19 protein-coding genes and 1 pseudogene are annotated in these 22469 nt (G+C 72.9%); 16 read left to right on the top strand and 4 right to left on the bottom strand.

Annotated elements, in window-relative coordinates; translation table 11 throughout:
• Nucleotides 1-148 precede the first annotated feature (148 nt).
• From ACZ4WQ_RS01280 to ACZ4WQ_RS01270, 3 genes are all read left to right on the top strand, one after another.
• Nucleotides 149-580 (top strand): GntR family transcriptional regulator, encoded by a 432-nt coding sequence (locus tag ACZ4WQ_RS01280; protein ID WP_311724818.1) that lies wholly within the window; start codon nucleotides 149-151, stop codon nucleotides 578-580.
• Complete coding sequence (locus ACZ4WQ_RS01275; RefSeq protein ID WP_311724819.1) at nucleotides 577-1503, top strand: ABC transporter ATP-binding protein; 927 nt, start codon at nucleotides 577-579, stop codon at nucleotides 1501-1503. The genes ACZ4WQ_RS01280 and ACZ4WQ_RS01275 overlap by 4 nt, the downstream gene beginning before the upstream one ends.
• A gap of 109 nt (nucleotides 1504-1612) precedes the next feature.
• A complete protein-coding gene (locus tag ACZ4WQ_RS01270; protein WP_385339346.1) occupies nucleotides 1613-1786 on the top strand; it encodes a hypothetical protein in 174 nt (57 codons plus the stop codon).
• A 141-nt stretch (nucleotides 1787-1927) separates the two neighbouring features.
• Here the strand turns inward: ACZ4WQ_RS01270 and ACZ4WQ_RS01265 are convergent, their stop codons facing one another.
• Both ACZ4WQ_RS01265 and ACZ4WQ_RS01260 read right to left on the bottom strand, forming a co-directional pair.
• On the bottom strand, nucleotides 1928-2395 hold the full coding sequence (locus ACZ4WQ_RS01265; protein ID WP_385339349.1) for a PPOX class F420-dependent oxidoreductase: 468 nt from the start codon (nucleotides 2393-2395) through the stop codon (nucleotides 1928-1930).
• A 24-nt stretch (nucleotides 2396-2419) separates the two neighbouring features.
• Nucleotides 2420-3313: a hypothetical protein gene (locus ACZ4WQ_RS01260; RefSeq protein ID WP_398370213.1), complete on the bottom strand. Its 894-nt coding sequence runs from the start codon at nucleotides 3311-3313 to the stop codon at nucleotides 2420-2422.
• Nucleotides 3314-3497: 184 nt separating this feature from the next.
• Between ACZ4WQ_RS01260 and ACZ4WQ_RS01255 the strand changes: the two genes are divergently transcribed.
• Complete coding sequence (locus ACZ4WQ_RS01255; RefSeq protein WP_311724826.1) at nucleotides 3498-4295, top strand: S1 family peptidase; 798 nt, start codon at nucleotides 3498-3500, stop codon at nucleotides 4293-4295.
• Nucleotides 4296-4330: 35 nt separating this feature from the next.
• Here the strand turns inward: ACZ4WQ_RS01255 and ACZ4WQ_RS01250 are convergent, their stop codons facing one another.
• Entirely contained in the window at nucleotides 4331-4699 is a 369-nt protein-coding gene (locus ACZ4WQ_RS01250) for a VOC family protein (RefSeq protein WP_311724827.1), read from the bottom strand.
• A 202-nt stretch (nucleotides 4700-4901) separates the two neighbouring features.
• Between ACZ4WQ_RS01250 and ACZ4WQ_RS01245 the strand changes: the two genes are divergently transcribed.
• The 8 genes and pseudogenes from ACZ4WQ_RS01245 (at nucleotide 4902) to narI (ending at nucleotide 17379) form a co-directional block, all read left to right on the top strand.
• The gene (locus ACZ4WQ_RS01245) at nucleotides 4902-5210 is read left to right on the top strand and encodes a chorismate mutase (protein ID WP_311724828.1); all 309 of its coding nucleotides are present in this window, start codon (nucleotides 4902-4904) and stop codon (nucleotides 5208-5210) included.
• A pseudogene (locus ACZ4WQ_RS01240) lies at nucleotides 5177-6028 on the top strand (phosphotransferase); the annotation flags it as partial. The gene ACZ4WQ_RS01245 and the pseudogene ACZ4WQ_RS01240, both read left to right, overlap by 34 nt.
• A 299-nt stretch (nucleotides 6029-6327) precedes the next feature.
• Complete coding sequence (gene pepN, locus ACZ4WQ_RS01235) at nucleotides 6328-8904, top strand: aminopeptidase N (protein WP_468021904.1); 2577 nt, start codon at nucleotides 6328-6330, stop codon at nucleotides 8902-8904.
• Nucleotides 8905-9241: 337 nt separating this feature from the next.
• Nucleotides 9242-10285 (top strand): tellurite resistance/C4-dicarboxylate transporter family protein, encoded by a 1044-nt coding sequence (locus ACZ4WQ_RS01230; RefSeq protein ID WP_468022091.1) that lies wholly within the window; start codon nucleotides 9242-9244, stop codon nucleotides 10283-10285.
• A gap of 261 nt (nucleotides 10286-10546) precedes the next feature.
• Nucleotides 10547-14308 carry a nitrate reductase subunit alpha gene (locus tag ACZ4WQ_RS01225; protein ID WP_468021903.1) on the top strand — a complete coding sequence of 1254 codons (3762 nt, stop codon included), beginning with the start codon at nucleotides 10547-10549 and terminating at the stop codon, nucleotides 14306-14308.
• Nucleotide 14309: 1 nt separating this feature from the next.
• A complete protein-coding gene (gene narH / locus ACZ4WQ_RS01220) occupies nucleotides 14310-15959 on the top strand; it encodes a nitrate reductase subunit beta (RefSeq protein WP_468021902.1) in 1650 nt (549 codons plus the stop codon).
• Nucleotides 15960-15964: 5 nt separating this feature from the next.
• Nucleotides 15965-16621 (top strand): nitrate reductase molybdenum cofactor assembly chaperone, encoded by a 657-nt coding sequence (narJ, locus tag ACZ4WQ_RS01215; RefSeq protein WP_468022090.1) that lies wholly within the window; start codon nucleotides 15965-15967, stop codon nucleotides 16619-16621.
• Nucleotides 16618-17379 carry a respiratory nitrate reductase subunit gamma gene (gene narI, locus ACZ4WQ_RS01210; protein ID WP_311724833.1) on the top strand — a complete coding sequence of 254 codons (762 nt, stop codon included), beginning with the start codon at nucleotides 16618-16620 and terminating at the stop codon, nucleotides 17377-17379. Before narJ ends, narI begins: the two co-directional genes overlap by 4 nt.
• Here the strand turns inward: narI and ACZ4WQ_RS01205 are convergent.
• Nucleotides 17321-17872, bottom strand: coding sequence for a MarR family winged helix-turn-helix transcriptional regulator (locus ACZ4WQ_RS01205; RefSeq protein ID WP_311724834.1), 552 nt, complete (start codon nucleotides 17870-17872; stop codon nucleotides 17321-17323). The two genes, narI and ACZ4WQ_RS01205, sit on opposite strands and share 59 nt — an antisense overlap.
• A gap of 309 nt (nucleotides 17873-18181) precedes the next feature.
• Here ACZ4WQ_RS01205 and ACZ4WQ_RS01200 point away from each other — a divergent pair, with 309 nt between their 5' ends.
• From ACZ4WQ_RS01200 to ACZ4WQ_RS01185, 4 genes are all read left to right on the top strand, one after another.
• Nucleotides 18182-19591: a pyridoxal phosphate-dependent decarboxylase family protein gene (locus ACZ4WQ_RS01200; protein WP_398370223.1), complete on the top strand. Its 1410-nt coding sequence runs from the start codon at nucleotides 18182-18184 to the stop codon at nucleotides 19589-19591.
• Entirely contained in the window at nucleotides 19588-21060 is a 1473-nt protein-coding gene (locus ACZ4WQ_RS01195) for a lysine N(6)-hydroxylase/L-ornithine N(5)-oxygenase family protein (RefSeq protein WP_311724836.1), read from the top strand. Before ACZ4WQ_RS01200 ends, ACZ4WQ_RS01195 begins: the two co-directional genes overlap by 4 nt.
• A 45-nt stretch (nucleotides 21061-21105) precedes the next feature.
• Nucleotides 21106-21561: an NUDIX hydrolase gene (locus ACZ4WQ_RS01190; RefSeq protein ID WP_311724837.1), complete on the top strand. Its 456-nt coding sequence runs from the start codon at nucleotides 21106-21108 to the stop codon at nucleotides 21559-21561.
• Nucleotides 21562-21643: 82 nt separating this feature from the next.
• Nucleotides 21644-22354, top strand: a complete 711-nt coding sequence (locus tag ACZ4WQ_RS01185; protein ID WP_311724838.1) for an SIMPL domain-containing protein — start codon at nucleotides 21644-21646, stop codon at nucleotides 22352-22354.
• The last annotated feature ends 115 nt before the right edge of the window (nucleotides 22355-22469 follow it).

Genomic DNA, 22469 nt, shown 5'->3' with positions numbered 1-22469 from the left:
GTACGGACCGGCCGCACGGCGCCCGCCCCCACCCGACCGGGGGCGGGCGCCGCGTGGTTTCCGCCCCCGCCACCGGCCCGCCTTGACAACCCCTCGGAGATCGCCACATCATCATTCCACTAACTGATTAGTGAAAGGGTGGTGGAGGGTGGTGGAATACCGCATCGACCGCCGCAGCGGCATCGCCACCTATCTCCAGATCGTCCAGCAGACCAAGCAGGCGCTCCGCCTGGGCCTGCTGGAGCCGGGGGACCGGCTGCCCACGGCCAAGGAGGTCGTCGCGGCCACCGCGATCAACCCCAACACCGTCCTCAAGGCCTACCGCGAACTGGAGCGGGAGGGCCTGGTCGAACCGCGGCCCGGCCTCGGCACCTTCGTACGGCGCTCGCTGGCCCGGCCCGGCGCCGCCGCCGACTCGCCGCTGCGCGCCGAGCTGGCGGCCTGGGCGGACCGGGCGCGCGCCGCCGGTCTTGACCGCGAGGACGTCGCCGCGCTGATCGCCGCGGTCCTCGACGAGCGCTTCCCCGACGGCCCCACCACCACCGGCGAGAGCACCGTCCTGAACAGGGAGCACGGGTGACCGACCGACACGATCCCTCCACCGCCCTGGAGACCACCGGACTGGGCAAGAAGTACCGGCGCGGCTGGGCCCTGCGGGACGTCACGTTCCGGCTGCCCGCGGGGCGCATCTGCGCCCTGGTCGGCCCCAACGGCTCGGGCAAGAGCACCCTGCTGTCCCTGGCCGCGGACCTCATCGCGCCGACCACCGGCGCCGTACGGGTCTTCGGCGCCGACCCGCGGTCCGCCGAGGCGCGGCGGCGCATCGCCTTCGTCGCCCAGGACAAGCCGCTCTACCCGCGCTTCACCGTCGACGAGACCCTGCGCCTGGGCCGCGAACTCAACCCCGGCTGGGACCAGGCCGCCGCCGAGCGCGTCATCGCCGAGGCCGAGGTGGAGCCGGCCGCCCGCGTCGGCTCCCTCTCCGGCGGCCAGCGCACCTGTGTGGCCCTGGCCCTCGCCCTCGGCAAACGCGCCGACCTGCTGCTGCTCGACGAGCCGATGTCCGATCAGGACCCGCTGCGGCGGCACCGGATGATGGGCGCCCTGATGGCGGAGGCAGCCGAACACGGCACCAGCGTGGTCATCTCCACCCATGTGCTCGCCGAACTCGACGGCGTCTGCGACTTCCTGCTGTTGATGGGCGGCGGCCGGGTCCGGCTGGCGGGCGACACCGAAGCCGTCCAGGCCGCCCACCGCCTGATCACCGGCCCGCGCGCCGACCACGGAACGGCCGAGATCGCCCGCCACACCGTGGTCGAGAGGCGTGTGACGGGCCGTCAACTCACGGCGCTGATCCGCCCGTCGGCCCCGCCGGCCGAGGACGGCTGGATCGTCAGAGAGCCGTCCCTGGAGGAGGTCCTGCTCGGCTATCTGCGCGCGCCCGACGCCCCGCCGCTGATCACCTCCGGCGCCCGCGGCCCCGATGCGGAGGTGCCGGCATGAGCGTGTCTTGGCGCGCTGTGCGGGCTGGACTGAGGAGCCGCGCAGCGACGGAGGAGCGAGCAGTGACGAGGGAAGCCCGTGCGTTGGCGCGCCCCGCATCCGCGCCCGCATGATGACCGCCGAGCGGATCGCCGTGGTGACGGACCCGCCCGGCCGGCGGCCGGACGACACCCCGCAGGAGCGGACGAAGCGCGAGGTGCTCGCCCAGCACTTCCGCCGGTGCGCCGAGCGGGAGGTGCAGGGGATGGTGGTGCTCCTCTACGCCCGCCCCGGCGCGTGCTGACCCGGGTGCGTCAGCCCTGAGCGACCCCGAGGAAGTAGAGGCGGGCCCCCACGCCGCCTGGCACGGCGCCCCCAGCTACCGCTGGGAGGTGCCCCCTGCACCAGACGACGCGGGAACCCACCCCTACTTCCCCGGGGCCGCTCAGTCCTCGACCAGCCGGGCGGGGAAGCCGCCGGTGGCGATCGGGCCCCAGCGCTCCGGCGTGATCCGGATCAGCGACTTGCCCTGCTTGACCATGGCCGCGCGGTACTCGTCCCAGTCCGGGTGCTCGCCCGCGATATTGCGGTAGTACTCGACCAGCGGCTCCACCGACTCGGGGATGTCGATCACCTCGGCGGTGCCGTCGATCTGGACCCACGGCCCGTTCCATTCGTCCGAGAGCACCATGAGGCTGACGGCCGGGTCGCGCCGCGCGTTGCGGACCTTGGCGCGCTCGGGGTACGTCGACACGACGACGCGCCCCGCGTCGTCGACGCCGCACGTCAGCGGCGAGGCCTGCGGCGAGCCGTCGGCGCGGCGGGTCATCAGGATGGCGCGGTGGCGCGGCCGTACGAACTCCAGCAGTTCGTCGCGGCCGACACGGGTGTTGGTGGCGATGGAGGGGCTCATACGGCCGACCTTACGACGCCTGGATCATGTGTCGCACTCCAGCACCGCACGACACAGCCCGCACCGGGCCCGAATCCTGCCGCCCACGGGGACTCGGATGCGCTGCCGGCAGGTCGGGCAGGGGAAGGTGACACGCAGCGGGGAGCCGCTCTCGAAGGCGTACCCGCCCCCGCCGGTCACCGGCGCCAGCGGATCGACCTGCGCGAACCGGCGGTCCCGCGCATACCGGCGGCGGCCCGCCCAGCCGGACGCGGCCAGCGGCGGCTGCCGCTCGTCGCGCCGCGCCACGTCCAGGCCCTTGACGTACGCCTCGTACGCCTGCGGGCTGGTGAACCAGATCGCCGGGTCCTCGCCGAACGTCAGCGCCCGCTTGGCCAGGACATAGCCGAACTCCTCCGGGGTCAGATAGCCGAGCTTCTGGCTGGAGACGGAGCTCTCGCGGTACGCGTCGAGCAGCAGCCAGCCCGCGCCGAGATAGGCGGCCGTGGTGTCGGTGAGGATCTCGTTGTCGCGGGTGCCGGGGAACGCCAGGTCGAGCCGGTGCAGATACACATGGGTGACCTCGTGGGCGAGGGCCGCGCCGATGTCCCGGCGGTGGGTCTTGAAGCGGGAGTTGAGCTCGACGAAGTACTCCGGGCCCGCGGCCAGCTCGACGTTTCCCGCGTGCCGCATCTCGCGGAAGCTCACGATCATGCGGGCGTCGGGGAGGCGCAGATGCCGCACCATGACCCGGGCCACCCGCTGGGCGCCGAGGTAGAGATCGTCCTGGTCGGAGAAGGCCACATCGCCCGGGGCCACGCTGAGCCCGAAGGTCCGCACCCCGTCGTACGACAGGCGCTTGTAGAGCGCGGTGAGCGCGGCCCGGACGGTGTCCAGGTGCGGGAATCCGTGCTCGATGTCGCTGCCCGGTGCCGCCACGCCGTCACCCCGTAGCCGTCGTCCGCCGTGCCCCCTGTCTCCACGATACGGGCGCCGGGCCCGGTCGCGCCGCAGGCCTGGCCGGAAAGCGACCCTTGTCAGGCCGATCGGGCCGTTCGGATAATCGCAACGCTGCTTGGCATGAGCCTGGCAAGTAGCTCAACCCCCCACGAAGGGAACTCCGTTGCGGAATCACCGGAAGCCCGTCAAGAGAGCGGCCGCCGTCGGAGCCGTCGCCCTCGCCGCGTTCAGCCTGCTGCCCGGCACTTCCCTGGCCCAGGCCAAGAGCCCCGAGCCCGGCCCCTCCGTCGTCGGCGGCACCCGCGCCGCCCAGGGTGAATTCCCGTTCATGGTGCGGCTGTCCATGGGCTGTGGCGGCGCCCTCTACACCCAGGACATCGTGCTCACAGCCGCCCACTGTGTGTCCGGCAGCGGCGCGAACACCTCCATCACCGCCACCGCCGGCGTGGTCGACCTCCAGAGCTCCAGCGCCGTCAAGGTCAAGTCCACCCGGGTCCTCCAGGCCCCGGGCTACAACGGCACCGGCAAGGACTGGGCACTGATCAAGCTCGCCCAGCCCATCAACCAGCCCACCCTCAAGATCGCCGAGACCACCGCCTACAACAACGGCGACTTCACCGTCGCGGGCTGGGGCGCCGCGGTCGAGGGCGGCGGCCAGCAGCGCTACCTGCTCAAGGCCACCGTGCCCTTCGTCGACGACACCACCTGCAAGAGGGCGTACAGCGACCTTGTCGCCGGCGAGGAGATCTGCGCCGGATTCATGGACACCGGCGGCGTCGACACCTGCCAGGGCGACTCCGGCGGCCCGATGTTCCGCAAGGACGAGGCAGGGGCGTGGATCCAGGTCGGCATCGTCAGCTGGGGCGACGGCTGCGCCCGCCCCGGCAAGCCCGGCGTCTACACCGAGGTGAGCACCTTCGCCAAGGACATCAAGGCAGGCGCCACCCAGCTCGGCGGCTGACACGTGTGCGCCCCTGGCCCATCAGCCAGGGGCGCTCAGCCCTGCCCGTAACACAGACAAAACGGATGCCCCGCGGGATCACTGAACACCCGGAACCCCGCCCGCTCGCCCCCGCTGTCGTACAGGAACGTCGCGCCCAGGGCGATCACCTCCCGCTGCGCGTCCTCGATCATCTCGACGTCGAAGTCCAGATGGAACTGTTGCGGATGGTCCGGGTCCGGCCAGCGCGGCGGCTTGTGGTCGGGCGCCGCCTGGAAGGCGTACCTCACCCCCTCCGGCGAGGTGAGCGTCACCCATTCCGGCCTGCTGTCGTCCACCCGCCCGCCCAGGATCCCGGCGTAGAAACCGGCCAGCGCCCCGGGGTCGGGGCAGTCCACGACGATGCACTGAAGCTTCGCGATCATCTCCCGACGATATCTCCGCACCCGGAATTCCCACCCCGAATGGAACCCGCAGATCCATAACCCACTCCTCCAGGGTGGAGGCGCTCGACCGGGGAGAGCACTCCGACCCGACCGCCTCCGGCCCCTCACCCACCCCCCACAGGGGCCGGGGGCGGTCACCCGCCGGTAACCGGAGCGTGCCGGGCCGCATAGGCTCACCGCCATGAGCACCAACGACGAGATCGACGAGTCCGTCCGCGCGGAACTCGCCCGGCTGCGCGACTCCATCGACAACATCGACGCGGCCGTGGTCCATATGCTGGCCGAGCGCTTCAAGTGCACCCAGCAGGTCGGCTACCTCAAGGCCGCCCACAAGCTCCCCCCGGCCGACCCGGCCCGCGAGGCCCGCCAGATCACGCGGCTCCGCGACCTCGCGGAGAGCGCCAAGCTCGACCCCGCCTTCGCCGAGAAACTCCTCAACTTCATCATCGCCGAGGTCATCCGGCACCACGAGACCATCGCGCGCTCCTGATGGACGAGGAGCCGCTGCCCGGCGGCTTCGTCACCGAGGTCGTCCGGGTCGGCAACACCGTCCGGCGCCGCCCCGCCGAACGGGCCGCCTACGTACGCCTCACCCACTTCGCCCGGCACGGCTGGCCCGGCGCGCCCCGCCACCTCGGCACCGACGAGCAGGGCCGCGAGGTGCTCTCGTACCTCGACGGTCACGTCGCATGGCAGCCGGACCAGCCGCCCACCGTCGGCGACGACGAGAGCCTGGCCGCGATGGCCCGCCTGATCCGCGAGTTCCACGACCTGACCGCCGGGACGCCGCTCGCCGAGGGCGACGAGGTGGTGTGCCACAACGACCTGTCCCCGAAGAACACCGTCTACCGCCCCCGCCCCGTCGCCTTCATCGACTGGGACACCGCCGCGCCGGGCCGACGCGTCCACGACGTGGCACACGCCTGCCGACAGTTCTGCGGCCCGGGCCCCGAAGGCCCCGGGCCGGACGGGACCGGCCGCCGCATGGCCGTCGTCTGCGAACGTGACCGCGCGCCCGCGCGGCTGAGGGGGGCCTTTCCCCACCCCGCCCCTTCCCGTTTCCATGGGGCTCCGCCCCCTGACCCCCGATGCGCTCGGGCGGCCCGGCGGGCGGGCCCGGCCTGCGGCGCTGCTGACGCTTCCCGGCCGGTCCGGAGCCCCCGGCGGCAAGGCACCGGGGGCGGGACGCAGGGGGAGCCGCCGACGGCGGGAGGGGGTGGGGGTGCAGGGGTGGTGCCCTGGACGCTTACGCATATTTGTGGCGCGAAGTTCCGGGTAACACCGCGCTTCCGGGCACCGGCGCCGTAAATATGCGGTCCAGGGTGACAGCCCCGGAGGCCCCACCCCCGCACCACGCACCCACAGCAGGCGCACCCCCACCGGACCGGCGCGGTCCAGGTGTGACAGCCCCGGAGGCCCCGCCCCCGGCACCACCCACGCACCCCACGCGCACCCCACACCGGACCGGCGCGGTCCAGGCGTGACAGCCTCGGAGCCCCCGCCCCCGGCACCACCACGAACAGCAGGCGCACCCCCACCGGACCCGCGCGCCCCGCAACCTCTTCCCACGCGTGTGACCCCCACAGGCAGTAGGGCAGCATGTCTTCATGTCCGTACTGACGCGCGACGAAGCGCAGACCCGAGCCAGCCTCATCGAGGTCCATCGCTACACCATCGACCTCGACCTCACCCGTGGCGATGAGATCTTCGGCTCCACCACCACCATCCGCTTCACCGCGCGCGAAACGGACGTAGACACCTTCGCCGAGCTCAAACCGGCCGCCCTGCACCGCGCCGTGCTCGACGGCCAGGAGCTCCCCCTCGACAACGCCGCCGACGTGATCGCCGAGGGCCGCCTGCCGCTCACCGGGCTCGCCGAGGGCGAGCACGAGCTGCGCGTCGAGACGGACATGCGCTACTCCCGCACCGGCGAGGGCATGCACCGCTTCACCGACCCCGCCGACGGCGAGACATACCTCTACACCATGTGTTGTATGTCCGACGCCAACGACGTCTTCGTCGGCTTCGACCAGCCCGACCTCAAGGCCGTCTTCGAGCTGCACGTCACCGCCCCGCCCGAGTGGACCGTCCTCGGCAACGGCATCGCCACCCGCGTCGGCGAACCGCACGAGGGCCGCTGGCGGCTCGCGCCCACCCCGCCCATCAGCACCTATCTGTTCGCGGTCGCCGCCGGCCCGTACCACTCGGTGCGCACCGAGCACGCCGGTCTGCCGTTCGGCCTGCACGTACGCCGCTCCCTCGCGCCGTACCTGGAGGCCGACGCCGACGAGCTCTTCGACATCACCCGCCGCTGCTTCGACCGCTACCACGAGATCTTCGACGAGCCGTACCCCTTCGACTCCTACGACCAGGCGTTCGTCCCGGAGTTCAACGCCGGCGCCATGGAGAACCCCGGTCTCGTCACCTTCCGCGACGAATTCGTCTACCGCTCCGCCGTCACCGACGCCGAGCGCCAGACCCGCGCCATGGTCATCGCCCACGAGATGGCCCACATGTGGTTCGGCGACCTGGTCACCATGAAGTGGTGGGACGACATCTGGCTCAACGAGTCCTTCGCCGAGTACATGGGCTACCAGACCCTCACCGAGACCACCCGCTACACCGACACCTGGGCCGACTTCGGCGTCCGCCGCAAGAACTGGGGCTACGACGCCGATCAGCGCCCCTCCACCCACCCCGTGGCCCCGGAGCCCGAGCAGGTCCCCGACACCGCCGCCGCCCGGCTCAATTTCGACGGGATCTCCTACGCCAAGGGCGCCTCCGCGCTGCGCCAGCTCGTCGCCTGGCTCGGCGAGCGGAACTTCCTCGACGGCATCAACGCCCACTTCGCCCGGCACCGCTTCGGCAACGCCACCCTCGCCGACTTCATCGACTCGCTCGCCGAGGCGTCCGGCCGGGACGTCCACGCCTGGGCGGATCGCTGGCTGCGCACCACCGGAGTGGACACCCTCACGCCCGTGATCACCACCAACGGCGGCCGGTGGACCGCGGAGATCCACCACCAGGGCACCGACGAGAGCAGCCCCCGCCCCCACCGCATCGCCATCGGCCTGTACGACCACGAGCCCGCCGCCCCCCACAAGCTCGTGCTGCGCGACCGCGTCGAGGCCGAGCTGAACGAGGGCGACGGCGCACTGACCCTCCCCTTCACCGGGCCCCGCCCCGATCTGCTGCTCCTCAACGACGGGGACCTCACCTACGCCAAGATCCGCCTGGACCCCGGCTCCTGGAAGACCGTCCTGCGCTCCCTGTCCGGCCTCCCCGAAGCCCTCAGCCGCGCCGTCGTGTGGAACGCCGCGCGCGACATGGTGCGCGACGGGGAGCTGGCGCCCGGCGCCTATCTCGACGCCGCCCGCGCCCACCTCCCGCACGAGACGGACATAGCCATCGTCCAGGGTGTGCTCGCCTTCGCCCGCAACCAGATCGCCGACCGCTATCTGCCCGCCCACCGCCGCGCCGCCGCCCTCGCCACCATCACCGCCACCTGCCGCGACCTGCTGCGCCGTACCGAGGACGGCTCGGGCCCCGGGCTGCGGCTCGCCGCCGTGCGCACGTTCATCCACAGCGCCACCTCGGCCGCCGAGCTGAGCGACTGGCTCGACGGCGACACCGTCCCCGGCGGCCCGGCCCTCGACCCCGAGCTGCGCTGGCAGATCCTCGGACGGCTCGCCGTCCTCGGCGCCGCCACCCCCGGCGACATCGACGCCGAGCTCGTCCGGGACTCCAGCGCCACCGGCCAGGAGGGCGCCGCGCGCTGCCGCGCCGCGCTCCCGGACGCCGAGGCCAAACGCGCCGCCTGGGCCGCGCTGTTCGAGCCCGACGACGGCCCCGAGCTGTCGAACTACCTGGTCACCGCCACGGCCGGGGGCTTCTGGCAGCCCGAACAGCATGCCCTCCTCGACGAGTACGTCACCGCCTACTTCCCGGCCGCCGTCGCCCTGGCCGACCGCCGTGGCCCCGCCATCGCGGACTCGGTCGCCCGCTGGGGCTTCCCGTCGACGGTGGACGAGCGGACGCTGCGGCTGGGGGAGGAGTGCCTGAACAGCGACGACCCGTCGGCCTCCGCCTCCACCTCCCCGGAGCTGCGCCGCCGCCTGGGCGACGAGATCGACGATCTGCGCCGGGCGCTGCACGTCCGGCAGGCCCAGGAGAACGAGGCGTAGGCCCGGCAGGAGGCCCCAGAAGCACGCACGACACAACCGCACCAGAAGGGCATCACGAACCCCCACAAACCAGCATCTTTCGATCGCCCCGCGCCCCCTCCCCAGGGGGCGTTCACCTGTTCGCGGCCCTGTTCGCGACAGCCATTCGAGCCGTCCCGCGTACCCGGGGCGGCCCGGCGCCCCGCCGGGTATCGCGTATCTCTGCATAGCGCCAAGCAATCACCAAGACGGCGTGGCCAGATCATGGGGTGCCGTTGGCCGAACGCACCCCCGCCGAGGGCCCGCCCCGCCGAACCGCGGCGTCGGCGCGCCGGGCCGGTGGCAGCCTCCTGGCGTGATGTGGATGAGATGGGCGCGGCCGGACCGGGAGTTGCCGCCGGGCGGCTTCGCTCCGGTGATGGCGACGGGGATCGTCTCGCAGGCCGTCGGATCGGCGGGTGCGCGATGGCTGTCGGACGGGCTGCTGGCGGTGGCCGTGGCGATGTACGGGCTGCTGCTGGCGGCCTGGGCGCGGCGCGTGACGAGGCACCGGCATGACGTGGCGGCGGAGCTGAGGGACCCGGCGACGGTGTTCGGCTTCTTCACCTTCGTCGCGGGCTCCGATGTGCTCGCCACCCGGCTGGCGGCCGGGCCGTGGTGGCCGGCCGCGGCGACTCTGCTGGCCGTGGCCCTGCCCGTATGGCCGGCGCTGATGTGGTGCGCGGGGCGCGTGGTGCGCGGGCTCGGCCCGGCCGGAGCCCTGCGGCGCGTCGAGGGCGGCTGGTTTCTGTGCGTGGTGGGGCTCCAGTCCGTGGTGCTGGCGGCCGGCGCGCTGGAACCCCACCGGGCCCTGGCGGCGAAGACGGCCGGCTGGGCGCTGGGGGTGGTGCTGTACGTCGTGGTGGCCACCGGGGTGGCGGGCCGGCTGCTGCGCTTCGGCGTCCGGCCGCGGGAGCTGACACCGCCGTACTGGGTCACGATGGGCGCCTGCGCGATCAGCCTGCTGGCCGGCGCCCGGCTCGTCGCACAGGGGCTTGGCACCTCGCCCCTGCGGGCCCCGGTCGAGGGGTTTCTCCTGGTCATGTGGGGTTGGGCCACCTGTCTGCTGCCGGTGCTGGTGGCCGCCGGGGTCTGGCGGCACGGGGTGCACCGGGTGCCGCTGAGCTATGAGCCGACGTGGTGGACGATCGTCTTCCCGCTGGGCATGTACTCCGTGTCCACGGCCGCCGTCGGCGCCGCCGAGGGGCCGTACGGCCTCGTCGCCGTCGGGCATGTGATGGCGTGGGCTGCCTCTGTGGCATGGGCGCTGGTCTCGTTCGGCGCGTGGGCCGGTCGAAGATCCGGCCAGAAAAAGTGGTCAAGAAACGGCAAGGTCCCCCGTCCGGCGCCGTCCGGGCGCTGAAGAGGCCCGCACCCCACCCGCCCGCCAGGCAGCTTTGACGCGCAGTCAACTCCCGTTCACTTTTGCCATGTGGGCAAGTCATAGGCCTGAGGCAAGCATTGCAAAGTGCAAGAAAAAACAGTTTCAGGTGATGCTAAATGGCTGAAAGCAGTCAGACTGTGCGGCTGATGTGCGAGCGATGCTGTGGCGCGAACCGAATCAGGTCACGTCCGCTGCCGGGGGAAACGGCACGGGGCCCCACCCCAGAGGAGTTGTTGGTCCGTGGCGCGTCGCACAACACGATCGGAGGCCGAGGCAGCCGCAGCAGCGGTGACCGAGCGTCTCCTGCGGGCCGGGGCGTCCCTGAGGCGCACCCCGACCACCCGAGACCTGCGGGCCGTGTACCGGACCGACCAGGTCGTGGAGGACTCCCCGTACCGGGAGCGCTGGGCGCATGACAAGGTGGTGCGCTCCACGCATGGCGTGAACTGCACCGGCTCCTGCTCCTGGAAGGTGTACGTCAAGGACGGGCTGATCACCTGGGAGACCCAGCAGACCGACTACCCCTCGGTCGGCCCCGACCGCCCGGAGTACGAGCCCCGCGGCTGCCCGCGGGGCGCCTCCTTCTCCTGGTACACCTACTCGCCCACCCGGGTGCGCTACCCACACGCCCGCGGCGTGCTGGTCGAGCTCTACCGGGAGGCCAAGGCGCGGCTCGGCGACCCGGTGGCGGCCTGGGCGGAGATCACCGGCGACCCGGACAAGCGCCATCGCTACCAGTCGGCCCGCGGCAAGGGCGGGCTGGTGCGCATCGGCTGGGAGGAGGCGCTGGAGATCGCGGCGGCCGCCCATGTGCACACCCTGCGGACCTATGGCCCGGACCGGATCGCCGGGTTCTCCCCGATCCCCGCCATGTCGATGGCCTCGCACGCCGTCGGCGCCCGCTTCATGTCGCTGATCGGCGCGCCGATGATCTCCTTCTACGACTGGTACGCGGATCTGCCCATCGCCTCCCCCCAGGTGTTCGGCGACCAGACCGACGTACCCGAGTCGGGCGACTGGTGGGACGCCGCCTATCTGATGCTGTGGGGGTCGAACGTCCCGGTCACCCGCACCCCCGACGCCCACTGGATGGCCGAGGCCCGCTACCGGGGGCAGAAGGTGGTGGTGGTCTCCCCGGACTACGCGGACGCCACCAAGTTCGCCGACGAGTGGCTGCACCCGCACCCCGGCACCGACGGCGCGGTCGCCATGGCGCTGGGGCACGTGATCCTCAAGGAGTGCTTCGCCGAGCGCGAGGTCCCCTACTTCACCGACTACGTCAGCCGCTTCACCGACCTGCCGTTCCTGGTGGAGTTGGTGGAACCGACGGAGCGGGAGCCGTCCGGACACCACACCCCCGGCAAGTTCCTCACCGCCGCCGACCTGGAGGCGACCCACCCGGGCCTGGCCGCCCACGCCGACGAGGCGGCCCGGCGCTGGATGCCGGTGCTCCACGACGCGGAGACCGACCGCCCGGTCGTCCCCAACGGCACTATGGGCGACCGCTGGAGCAAGGGCGGCGAGGGCCGCTGGAACCTGGACCTGGCGGGCATCACGCCCCGGCTCACCTTCCACCGAACCACAGGCGTCGAGACCGTCGAGGTCGAACTGCCCCGCTTCGATGTGCCAGGCGCCACCGTCCGGCGCGCCGTCCCCGCGCGGCGGCTCGGCGGCCGGCTGGTCACCACGGTCTTCGACCTGCTCATGGCCCAGTACGCGGTGGGCCGCCCGGGCCTGACCGGACAGTGGCCCACCGGCTACGACGACGCCTCGGTGCCCGGCACCCCCGCCTGGCAGGAGGCCATCACCTCCGTCCCGGCCGCTGCCGTGATCCGCGCGGCGCGCGAGTTCGCGGCCACCGCCGAGAAGAGCCGCGGGCGCTGCATGATCGTGATGGGGGCGGGCACCAACCACTGGTTCCACTCCGACACCATCTACCGCTCCTTCCTCACCCTGCTGTTGCTCACCGGCTGCCAGGGCGTCAACGGCGGAGGCTGGGCGCACTACGTGGGCCAGGAGAAGGTGCGGCCCTTCACCGGCTGGCAGCAGATGGCCACCGCGGCCGACTGGGTGCGGCCGTCCCGGCAGATGGCCGGCACCCCGTACTGGTATCTGCACACCGACCAGTGGCGCTACGAGCGGTACGGCGCCGACGCGCTGGCGTCCCCCACCGGCCGCGGCCTGTTCGCCGGCCGGCACACCGCGGACCTGGTCGCCCAGTCCATGCGGCTCGGCTGGATGCCCTCGTACCCCACCTTCTCCACCAACCCCCTCGACCTGGGCCGCCGGGTGCAGGAGAGCGGACGGCCGGCGGGGGAGTGGGTCGCGGAACAACTGGCCACCGGGGGACTGGACTTCGCCTGCGAGGACCCGGACGCGCCGGAGAACTGGCCCCGCGTGCTGACCGTCTGGCGAGCCAACCTCATCGGCTCCTCGGCCAAGGGAAACGAGTACTTCCTGCGCCATCTGCTCGGCGCCCGCGACAACGCCACCGCAGAGGAGGCCCCGCCCGGCAACCGCCCGGCGGATGTGACCTGGCGCGATACGGCGCCGCACGGGAAGCTCGACCTGCTGCTGGCGCTGGACTTCCGGATGACCTCCACCACGCTCTTCGCCGACCTCGTCCTGCCCGCCGCCACCTGGTACGAGAAGCACGACCTGTCCAGCACCGACATGCACCCGTACGTCCATGCCTTCACCCCGGCGATCATCCCGCCCTGGCAGGCCCGCACCGACTTTGAGATCTTCCACGGCCTCGCCCGCAAGCTGAGCGAACTCGCCGCCGGACGGCTGGAGGTCGCCCACGACCTGGTGGCCTGCGCCCTGATGCACGACACCCCCGGCGAGACCGCCCAGCCCGGCGGCACCGTCCCGGACTGGCGCGACGCCGCGACCGGCGCCGTGACGGGCGCCGAGCCCGGCCGGAACCTGCCGGACTTCGCCCTCGTCGAGCGCGACTACACCGCCGTCGCCGACCGGCTCGCCGCCTTCGGCCCCCTCGCCGAACGGCAGGGGATGCGGGTCAAGGGCGTGGGCGTCGACCCCACGCCGGAGGCGGCCTGGCTGGCCGACCGCTGTGGCACCGCCACGCGGGGCGCCGCCAAGGGACGGCCGCTGCTGGACACCGACACCAAGATGTGCGAGGCGATCCTCGCCCTCTCCGGCACCACCAACGGGCGCATCGCCGCCGAGGGATTCCGGCAGCTCGCCGACCGCTGCGGACCGGACTCGGGCCTCACCGAACTGGGCGCCTCGGTGGCCGAGCGCCGCGTGGTGTTCTCCGACACCCAGACCCGCCCGGTGCAGGTCGGCGCCAGCTTCGAGTGGTCCGGCAAGGAGGCCCCTGACCGCCGCTACGCGCCGTTCACCATCAACACCGAGCACCGCAAGCCCTGGCACACCCTCACCGGCCGCCAGCACTTCTACCTGGACCACGACTGGATGGCCGAGCTCGGCGAGCAACTGCCCGTCTACCGGCCCCCGCTGGACATGGCCGCCTTGGGCGAGGCCCCGCCACCCGGCACCGGCCCCGATGACGCCGGCCGCTCCGTGACCGTCCGCTATGTCACCCCGCACTCCAAGTGGTCCATCCACTCCGAGTACCAGGAAAACCTGATCATGCAGACGCTGGCCCGCGGCGGCCCCGTCATCTGGCTCAGCGTGCCCGACGCCCAGGCCATCGGCGTGGCCGACAACGAGTGGATCGAGGCCGTCAACGCCAACGGCGTCGTCGTCGCCCGGGCCGTGGTCTCCCACCGCATGCCCGAAGGCACGGTGTTCATGTACCACGTGCAGGAACGCATGGTGAACGTGCCCAAGTCCGAAGCCACCGGCGGCCGCGGCGGCACCCACAACGCCCTCACCAAGCTGCTCATCAAGCCCACCCACCTCATCGGCGGCTACGCCCAGCTCTCCTTCGCCCCCAACTACTACGGACCGACCGGCAACCAGCGCGACGCGATCACCGTCATCCGGCGCCGGTCCCAGAACGTGGAGTACTGACATGCCCCGCCGCCAGCCGTCCCGCCCCAGGGTGATGGCCCAGGTCGCCATGGTCATGAACCTCGACAAGTGCATCGGCTGCCACACCTGCTCGGTCACCTGCAAACAGACCTGGACCAACCGGTCCGGCACCGAATACGTCTGGTTCAACAACGTCGAGACCCGCCCCGGCCAGGGCTATCCACGCGGCTACGAGGACCAGGACAAGTGGAAGGGCGGCTGGCACCTGAAGAACGGCCGGCTCGTACCGCGCACCGGCGGCCGCGCCCGCCGCCTGGCCCGGCTGTTCGCCAACCCCGAACTCCCCTCCCTCGACGACTACTACCAGCCCTGGACGTACGACTACGACAACCTCACCACCGCCCCCCTCGGCGAGGACCTGCCCACCGCCCCGCCCCGCTCCCTCATCGACGGCCGCCCCACCGCCGTCACCTGGGGCCCCAACTGGGACGACGACCTCGGCGGCGGCCCCGAACACCTCGCCGGCGACCCCGTACTCGCCAAGATGACCGAGAAGGTCCGCCTGGAGTACGAGCAGGCGTTCATGTTCTACCTGCCGCGCATCTGCGAACACTGCCTCAACCCCTCCTGCGTCGCCGTCTGCCCCTCCGGCGCGATGTACAAGCGGGTCGAGGACGGCATCGTCCTCGTCGACCAGGACCGCTGCCGCGGCTGGCGGATGTGCGTCAGCGGCTGCCCGTACAAGAAGGTCTACTTCAACCACCGCAGCGGCAAGGCAGAGAAGTGCACCTTCTGCTACCCGCGGATCGAGGCCGGCGAGCCCACCGTCTGCTCCGAGACCTGCGTGGGCCGGCTGCGCTACCTCGGCGTGCTGCTCTACGACCCGGACAAGGTCGGTGAGGCCGCCGCCGTCCCCGACGAGAAGGACCTGTACGAGGCCCAGCTCGGCTGCTTCCTCGACCCCGACGACCCGGAAGTGGCCCGCGCCGCCGAGGAGTCCGGCATCCCGCACGACTGGATCGAGGCCGCCCGCCGCTCCCCGGTCCACGCGCTGATCACCCGGTACAAGGTGGCGCTGCCGCTGCACCCCGAATACCGCACCATGCCCATGGTCTGGTACATCCCGCCGCTCTCCCCGGTCGTCGACGCGCTCACCGCCACCGGCCACGACGGCGAGGAGCCCGCCAACCTCTTCGGCGCCATCGACGCCCTGCGCATCCCCGTCTCGTACCTCGCCGAGCTGTTCACCGCGGGCGACCCGGAGCCGGTCGAGGCGGCTCTGTGCCGGCTCGCCGCCATGCGCAGCCACATGCGGCGGATCAACCTGGGCGAGGAGCGGGACCCCGCGATCGCCCGCGCGGTCGGCATGGACCAGGAGGCCATCGAGGGCATGTACCGACTGCTGGCCCTGGCCAAGTACGAGGAGCGGTACGTCATCCCCACCGGCTACGCCGCGGGCTCGGGCAGCACAGGCAGCGCCGGTCCCACCGACACGTGCAGCCTCGACGCCGACGGACTGCCCGGCATGATGCCGGACGGCTTCCCCGGCGCCGACGACTTCCACGCCCCACCGGTGCCCGCCCCCTCCGGAGCGGGTGCCGGGCTCGCCGGCCGGTTCAACCTGCTCAACTGGAACGGCCGCGGACGCCCCGGCGGACTGTTCCCGCGCCACGCCGAGGAACAGCGGTGAGCCCCATGAGCCCGGGGCACGCAACGAACCCGGCGACCCCTGCTGTGCACCAGGCCGCCGCCCTCCTCCTCGGCTACCCCGACCGGCACTGGCCCGCGCGCCTGACCCTGGTACGGGACGCCCTCGGCGAGCTGACCGGCCCCGGCACCGCGCCGCTGCTGCGATTCTGCGCCGCCGTACGGGACATCCCCGTACTCGACCTGGCCGCCCGCTACGTCGTCACCTTCGACCGCAGCCGACGGCGCACCCTGCACCTCACCTACTACACCGACGGCGACACCCGGCGCCGCGGCGGCTCGCTCGCCGACTGGAAGGCCCGCTACCGCGCGCACGGCTGGGAGCCCCCCGAGGACGAGCTGCCCGACCACCTGCCCCTGGCCCTGGAGTTCGCCGCCCGCTGCCCCGCCCCGGGGGTGCGGCTGCTGAGCGAACACCGCCCCGCGATCGAGCTGCTGAGGATGGCCCTGGCCGACCACGACAGCCCCTACGCCGACGTCCTGCTCGGCGTCTGCGACACCCTGCCGGGCCCGTCCCCCGCCGACCGCGCCACCGCCCTGGCCCTCGCCCGCAGCGGACCGCCCGCCGAGGCGGTCGGCCTGACCCCCTTCGCCGCGACCGCCCCCGAGCGCGCCGGCCACCTTCCGGGAGGAACCGGCCGATGAAACACCTGAACATCGCCCTGTGGGGCGTACTGCCCTACCTCGTCCTCGTGCTCTTCGCCGCCGGCACCGCCTGGCGCTACCACTACGACCGCTTCGGCTTCACCACCCGCTCCAGCCAGCTGCACGAACACCGCCTGCTGAGCATCGGCGGCCCGCTCTTCCACTTCGGGCTGCTGTTCGTCGCCGCGGGCCATGTCGTCGGCCTCGTCGTCCCCGAGTCGCTCACCGAGCGGCTGCGCGTCAGCGAAGGGCTGTACCACGCCAACGCGCTGCTGGTCGGCGGCACCGCGGGCCTCGCCACCGCCGCGGGCCTGGGGCTGCTGCTGTACCGGCGGCTGCGGGTGCCCGCCGTACGGGCGGCGACCAGCCGCAGCGACCGGGCCGTCTACCCGGTGCTCGCCGCCGTCCTGCTGGCCGGGCTCACCGCGACCGCCACGGGCGCGAGCAAGGACGCCTACGACTACCGGCAGGGCGTGTCCGTCTGGTTCCGCAGCCTGTTCACCCTCGACCCCGACGTCCCGGCCATGGCCCACGCGCCCCTCGTCTACCGGCTGCACGCCCTGCTGGGCCTGGCGCTGTTCGCGCTGTGGCCCTTCAGCCGGCTCGTCCACGCCTTCGCCGCCCCCCTCGGCTACCTGGCCAGGCCGTACGTGGTCTACCGCTCCCGCACCCCGGCCCGGCCGTACCGCCACCCCGCGCTCACCGGACCGGACGACGCGGACGGACCTCCCCGGAAGCGGCGGCGAGCACATCGCTGACCCGGGCGGGCCCGGCCCCCGGCGGCCCGGCCGCGCGGAGGTCCGGCTCGTCCGCGACCGCGCCCAACGCCCGCAGCCCGCGCACCAGCCCGGACCGCACATCCGCGGGCAACCGCTCCACCAGGACGGCGATCTCCGCGCGCCGGTACTCCAGCACCCGGTCCACCACCTCCGCGCCCCGGTCCGTCAGCCGCAGCACCACTTCCCGGCGGCTGTCCGGATTGACCCGCCGGTCCACCAGCCCCAGGGACTCCAGACGGTCCACCGTCCGCATGGCGGTGGACGGGTTGACCCCCAGCCCGGACGCCAGCGCCGCCAGCTTCGCGGGGCCACAGCTGTCCAGCACCACCAGGGCGCGCAGCTGCGTCGCCGTCAGCGTCTCGTCGATCGAGGCGAGCGCCCGCGCGGAGATCGCCACCAGCAGCCGCGTCGCGGCCAGCACCGAGGCGATGAGCTCCTCGGTCAGATCGCTGTCGTCCGGCTGCCGGTCCATCGCGCCCCCCTGGCCTCCTGCCGTTCCGTGCCCGGCATCGTACGGAAACCGCCGCGTGCCGCTCCGCGATCAATTCCCGCACCGGCACTACCACGTACGAGTGGACCTGCCGCCGCCACGCCCCGAACCGCTTGCCTGCGAAGTACTTTAGGCCGTGTTCCGGAAGCTTCGCCGAAGTTCCGCCCGTTCCGCGAGGTCTGGTCCGTCCACTGACGCCGCGAGACCCGCCTCCCGGGCGATCGGCGCCGCCTCCGAGACATCGCCAGGACCGCTCCCACCCCGCCCGAACTCGAGACGAGGGGCACACCCATGCCTGTGCCCGCTTCCGGGACCGCCCGCCTCCTGGCCGGCGGTATCGAAGGCCCGCGCGCGCTCCGCCCGATGCTCGACACCGTCCTCCACGCCCTCGCCACCGGCGCCGCCGACCGCGGCGGCCCCCTCCCGCCCGGCGGCCCCCGCGCCGTCGCCCGCCGCGTACGGGCCGCCGCCGAGCCCGTGCTGCCCACCGTCGGCACCGGCGCCCGCGCAGCCCTGCACACCCTCGTCCGGGCCCTCGCCGCGGGCGCCGCCGACCCCGCCGAGCCGCACTGCACCGCCCATCTGCACTGCCCGCCGCTCGCCGTCGCGGCCGCCGCCGACTTCGCCGCCAGCGCCCTCAACCCCTCCCTCGACTCCTGGGACCAGGCCCCCGCCGCCGGCGAGCTCGAGACGCTGACCTGCCGCGCCCTGGCCCGGCTCGTCCACCCCCGCCGCCCGGCCCCCGACGCCCTCGCCACCACCGGCTCCACCGAGGCCAACCAACTCGCCCTGCTGCTCGCCCGCGAGGCCGCCCGTACGGCGGGCGCCACGGACCCCCTCCAGGTCGTCTGCGGGGCCAACGCCCACCACAGCGTCCACCGCGCGGCCTGGCTCCTCGGCCTCCCCGAGCCGCTCACGATCCCCACCCCCACCGGCGTCCTGGACCCGGCCCGCCTCCACGACGCCCTCACCGGGCTCCCCGGCCGCCCCCTGCTCGTCGTCGCCACCGCGGGCACCACCGACACCGGCGCCATCGACCCCCTGCCGCCCATTGCCGACCTCTGCGACCGCCATGCGGCCACCCTCCACATCGACGCCGCCTACGGCGGCCCGCTCCTGTTCAGCAACACCCTGCGGACCAGGCTCGACGGGCTCGACCGAGCCCGGACCGCCGCCCTCGACCTGCACAAACTCGGCTGGCAGCCCGCCGCGGCCGGCCTCCTCGCCGTCCCCGACAGCGCCGCCCTCGCCCCGCTCGCCCACCGCGCCGAGTACCTCAACGCCGCCGACGACGCCGCCGCCGGCCTCCCCGACCTCCTCGGCCGCTCCCTGCGCACCACCCGCCGCCCCGACATTCTCAAGATCGCCGTCACCCTGCGCGCCCTCGGCCGCCGCGGCCTCGGCGACCTCGTCGAGCGCGCCTGCGCCGCCGCCCAGGACCTCGCCGACCTCATCGACTCCCGCCCCGGACTCGACCTCTACGCACGCCCCGCCATCAGCACCGTCCTCTTCCGGCCCACCGGAGCAGGCCCGGCCGCCGTCGCCGCCGTACGACGCCGCCTCCTGCGCGAGGGCCGGGCCGTCCTCGGCCGAGCCGCCACATCCGATGGGCTGTGGCTCAAGGCCACCGTCCTCAACCCGCACATCCAGCCCAGCGACCTGCGGGCGCTGGTCGAACTCGTGGAAGGCAACTCCCCATGAGCACCGCGCAACCCCCCACCCACAACACCACCCCCGCTCCCGCTCCCACCCCCGCGCCCGCCGCAGCCTGCCCCGAACATCCCCTGGACCTCGCCGGCATCGGCATCGGCCCCTTCAACCTCTCCCTGGCCGCCCTCGCCCACGGCGTCCCCAGCCTGCGCACCGCCTTCTACGAACAGCGCCCCGCCTTCCAGTGGCACTCGGGCCTCCTCGTCGACGGCGCCAGGGTCCAGGTCCCGTTCCTCGGCGACCTCGTCACCCTCGCCGACCCGGCCAGCCCCTGGACCTTCCTGAACTACCTCAAGGCCCACGAACGGCTCTTCCCCTTCTACCTCTCCGAGCGCTTCCACATCGAACGCGCCGAGTACGAGGACTACTGCCGCTGGGTCAGCCACCACCTCCCCAGCCTCCACTTCGGCCACCAGATCGACGCCGTCCGCTGGAACCACGACCACCTGCTCTTCGAGATCGACTTCACCGAACTCGACGCCAGGGGCCAGGCCCTGCACATGGGCCGCAGCTACACCCGCTCCCTGGTGCTCGGCGTCGGCACCGAACCCCACGTCCCCGCGCCCCTGTGCCCCCTCGTCGACGCCCCCGGCGTCCCCGTCATCCACTCCGCCGACTACCTCCAGCACCGCGAACAGCTGCTGGCCACCGGCCATGTCACCGTCGTCGGCTCCGGCCAGTCCGGCGCCGAGGTCTTCCTCGACCTGCTCCGCAACCGGCCGCCCGGCGCCGAAGGCCTCCACTGGCTCACCCGCACCCCCGCCTTCGCGCCCATGGAGTACAGCAAGCTCGGCCTCGAACACTTCACCCCCGACTACACCCGCTACTTCCACGCCCTGCCGGAGTGCGTGCGCGACCAACTGCTGCGCCGCCAGTGGCAGCTCTACAAGGGCATCGCGCACGACACCATGACGGAGATCCACGACGAGCTCTACCGCCGCGCCCGACAGGGCGGCTGGCCCGACGCCGTGCTCACCCCCGACGTCACCGTCCGCACCGCCGGCCGCATCGCCGACGCCCGCCTGGAACTCCACCTCGAACACCGCCAACAGGGCACCCGCAGCCGCCACACCACCGAAGCCGTGGTCCTCGCCACCGGCTACCGCGAACGGCGCATCGAGACCCTCATCGCCGCCCTCGACCCCTACATCCGCCGCGACTCCCGGGAACGCCCCCGCATCGACGAACACCACCGCATCGTCCTCGACCCCATCGTCAAGGGCTCCATCTACGTACAGAACGCCGAGCGCCACTCCCACGGCGTGGGCGCACCCGACCTCGGCCTCGCCGCCTGGCGCTCCGCCGTCATCCTCAACTCACTGACCACCGAACCGGTCTACGCCCTCCCGCGGCGCACCGCCTTCACCACCTTCGGCCTCCCGCCCACCGGCCCCGGCGCCCCCGTCATCGGCGGACACCTCCCCGAGCAGCGCGACCGCCTCGCCCACACCAGTACCTGACCACCCCGGCTTTCGATCAACCGACACCCAGGCCATCCTTGGGTGATGGCCAACAGACAGCTCAGAGTCGCCGCGTACGCCGTCTGCATCCAGGACGGCAAGATCCTCCTCGCCCGATGGGTCGGCCCCGACGCCAAACAGTGGACGATGCCCGGTGGCGGCATCCGGCACGGCGAAGACCCGTACGACGCCGCCATCCGCGAGGTCGAGGAGGAGACCGGCTACACCGTCGAGATCGACGACCTGCTCGGCATCGACTCCGTCCACCACCGCTATGCCCGCCGCCGCGGCCGCGACGCCGACTTCCACGGCCTCCGCGTCGTCTACACCGCGCATGTCGTCGGCGGGCAACTGCGCCACGAGACCAACGGCTCCACGGACCAGGCCGCCTGGGTCGACCTCGACCGCGTCGCCGAGCTGCCCCGCGTCCCGCTCGTGGACATCGCCCTGTCGCTGCACCGAGACCGCCCCGGGCAGGGCCGCGTTCAGACGCCCGTCTGACAAGGCGTCCGCACCCACCGCCCCACCCTTTTCTCCCCCTTCCTCTGCTTTTCTCCTCACCCGCGCGCAAGGAGCCCACCCCATGGATCACGCCTCCCCGCAGCCTTTGACCGCCGTGCCCTACGGCACCCCCGAAACCCCGCGCGTCGCGGTCCGCGGTGAGGCCCGCCTCGAAGTAGACCCCGAGATCGCCCGCCTCGGCGTCACCGTCAGCGCCCGCGGCAGCGACCGCCGCACCGCCCTCGAAGACCTCACCCGCCGCAACGCCCACGTCCTCGACCTCGTGAAGTCCTACGGCCAGGCGGTCGAGAAGCTGGAGACCGGCGCCTTCGCCATCACCCCGCAGCTCACCGCCAAGGGCCGTCACGAGCGCATACACGCCTACCACGGCCGAGTGCATCTCTCGGCCACCGTCTCCGACTTCACCGCGCTGGGCGAGCTCACCACCCGCCTCGCCGACCTGGACCTCACCCAGGTCAACGGCCCCTTCTGGGCCCTGCGCCCCGACTCGCCCGCCCATGCCGAAGCGCGCCGCCAGGCCGTACGGGAAGCGGTCCAGCGCGCCCGTGAGTACGCGGGCGCCCTCGACGCCCGGCTCGTCGCCCTCGTCGAGCTCGCCGACCTCAACGCGGAGCACGCCGAGCAGCCCTACCCCGTCGCCTACGGGGCGGCGCGCTCCGCCGGCTACGGCGGCGCGCCCCAGGCCGCCCCCGCCCTGGACCTCGAACCCCAGCGCCAGACCGTGTACGCGCAGGTCAACGCCCGCTTTACGATGTCGCCTCCGCAGCTTTGAGCGACCCGCACACTGACGTGCGCGGGTCAGATTAACCGCTCATCAGAGCGGACCCGCGCACGTTTCATTAGTTGTCGACGACCGGCTACCCAAAGGCCATGGGGGAGTGGCTGGA

Source organism: Streptomyces sp. NPDC028305, assembly GCF_055569495.1.
This window is presented reverse-complemented; position numbering and strand designations above follow the sequence as displayed.

Bases quoted from the DNA above. Each gene is read 5' to 3' on its own strand.
- ACZ4WQ_RS01270 (WP_385339346.1), top strand. From the start codon at position 1,613: ATGATGACCGCCGAGCGGATCGCCGTGGTGACGGACCCGCCCGGCCGG.
- ACZ4WQ_RS01265 (WP_385339349.1), bottom strand. From the start codon at position 2,395: ATGAGCCCCTCCATCGCCACCAACACCCGTGTCGGCCGCGACGAACTG.
- ACZ4WQ_RS01250 (WP_311724827.1), bottom strand. From the start codon at position 4,699: ATGATCGCGAAGCTTCAGTGCATCGTCGTGGACTGCCCCGACCCCGGG.
- ACZ4WQ_RS01245 (WP_311724828.1), top strand. From the start codon at position 4,902: ATGAGCACCAACGACGAGATCGACGAGTCCGTCCGCGCGGAACTCGCC.
- pepN (WP_468021904.1), top strand. From the start codon at position 6,328: ATGTCCGTACTGACGCGCGACGAAGCGCAGACCCGAGCCAGCCTCATC.
- ACZ4WQ_RS01230 (WP_468022091.1), top strand. From the start codon at position 9,242: ATGTGGATGAGATGGGCGCGGCCGGACCGGGAGTTGCCGCCGGGCGGC.
- narH (WP_468021902.1), top strand. From the start codon at position 14,310: ATGCCCCGCCGCCAGCCGTCCCGCCCCAGGGTGATGGCCCAGGTCGCC.
- narJ (WP_468022090.1), top strand. From the start codon at position 15,965: ATGAGCCCGGGGCACGCAACGAACCCGGCGACCCCTGCTGTGCACCAG.
- narI (WP_311724833.1), top strand. From the start codon at position 16,618: ATGAAACACCTGAACATCGCCCTGTGGGGCGTACTGCCCTACCTCGTC.
- ACZ4WQ_RS01205 (WP_311724834.1), bottom strand. From the start codon at position 17,872: ATGGACCGGCAGCCGGACGACAGCGATCTGACCGAGGAGCTCATCGCC.
- ACZ4WQ_RS01200 (WP_398370223.1), top strand. From the start codon at position 18,182: ATGCCTGTGCCCGCTTCCGGGACCGCCCGCCTCCTGGCCGGCGGTATC.
- ACZ4WQ_RS01195 (WP_311724836.1), top strand. From the start codon at position 19,588: ATGAGCACCGCGCAACCCCCCACCCACAACACCACCCCCGCTCCCGCT.
- ACZ4WQ_RS01190 (WP_311724837.1), top strand. From the start codon at position 21,106: ATGGCCAACAGACAGCTCAGAGTCGCCGCGTACGCCGTCTGCATCCAG.
- ACZ4WQ_RS01185 (WP_311724838.1), top strand. From the start codon at position 21,644: ATGGATCACGCCTCCCCGCAGCCTTTGACCGCCGTGCCCTACGGCACC.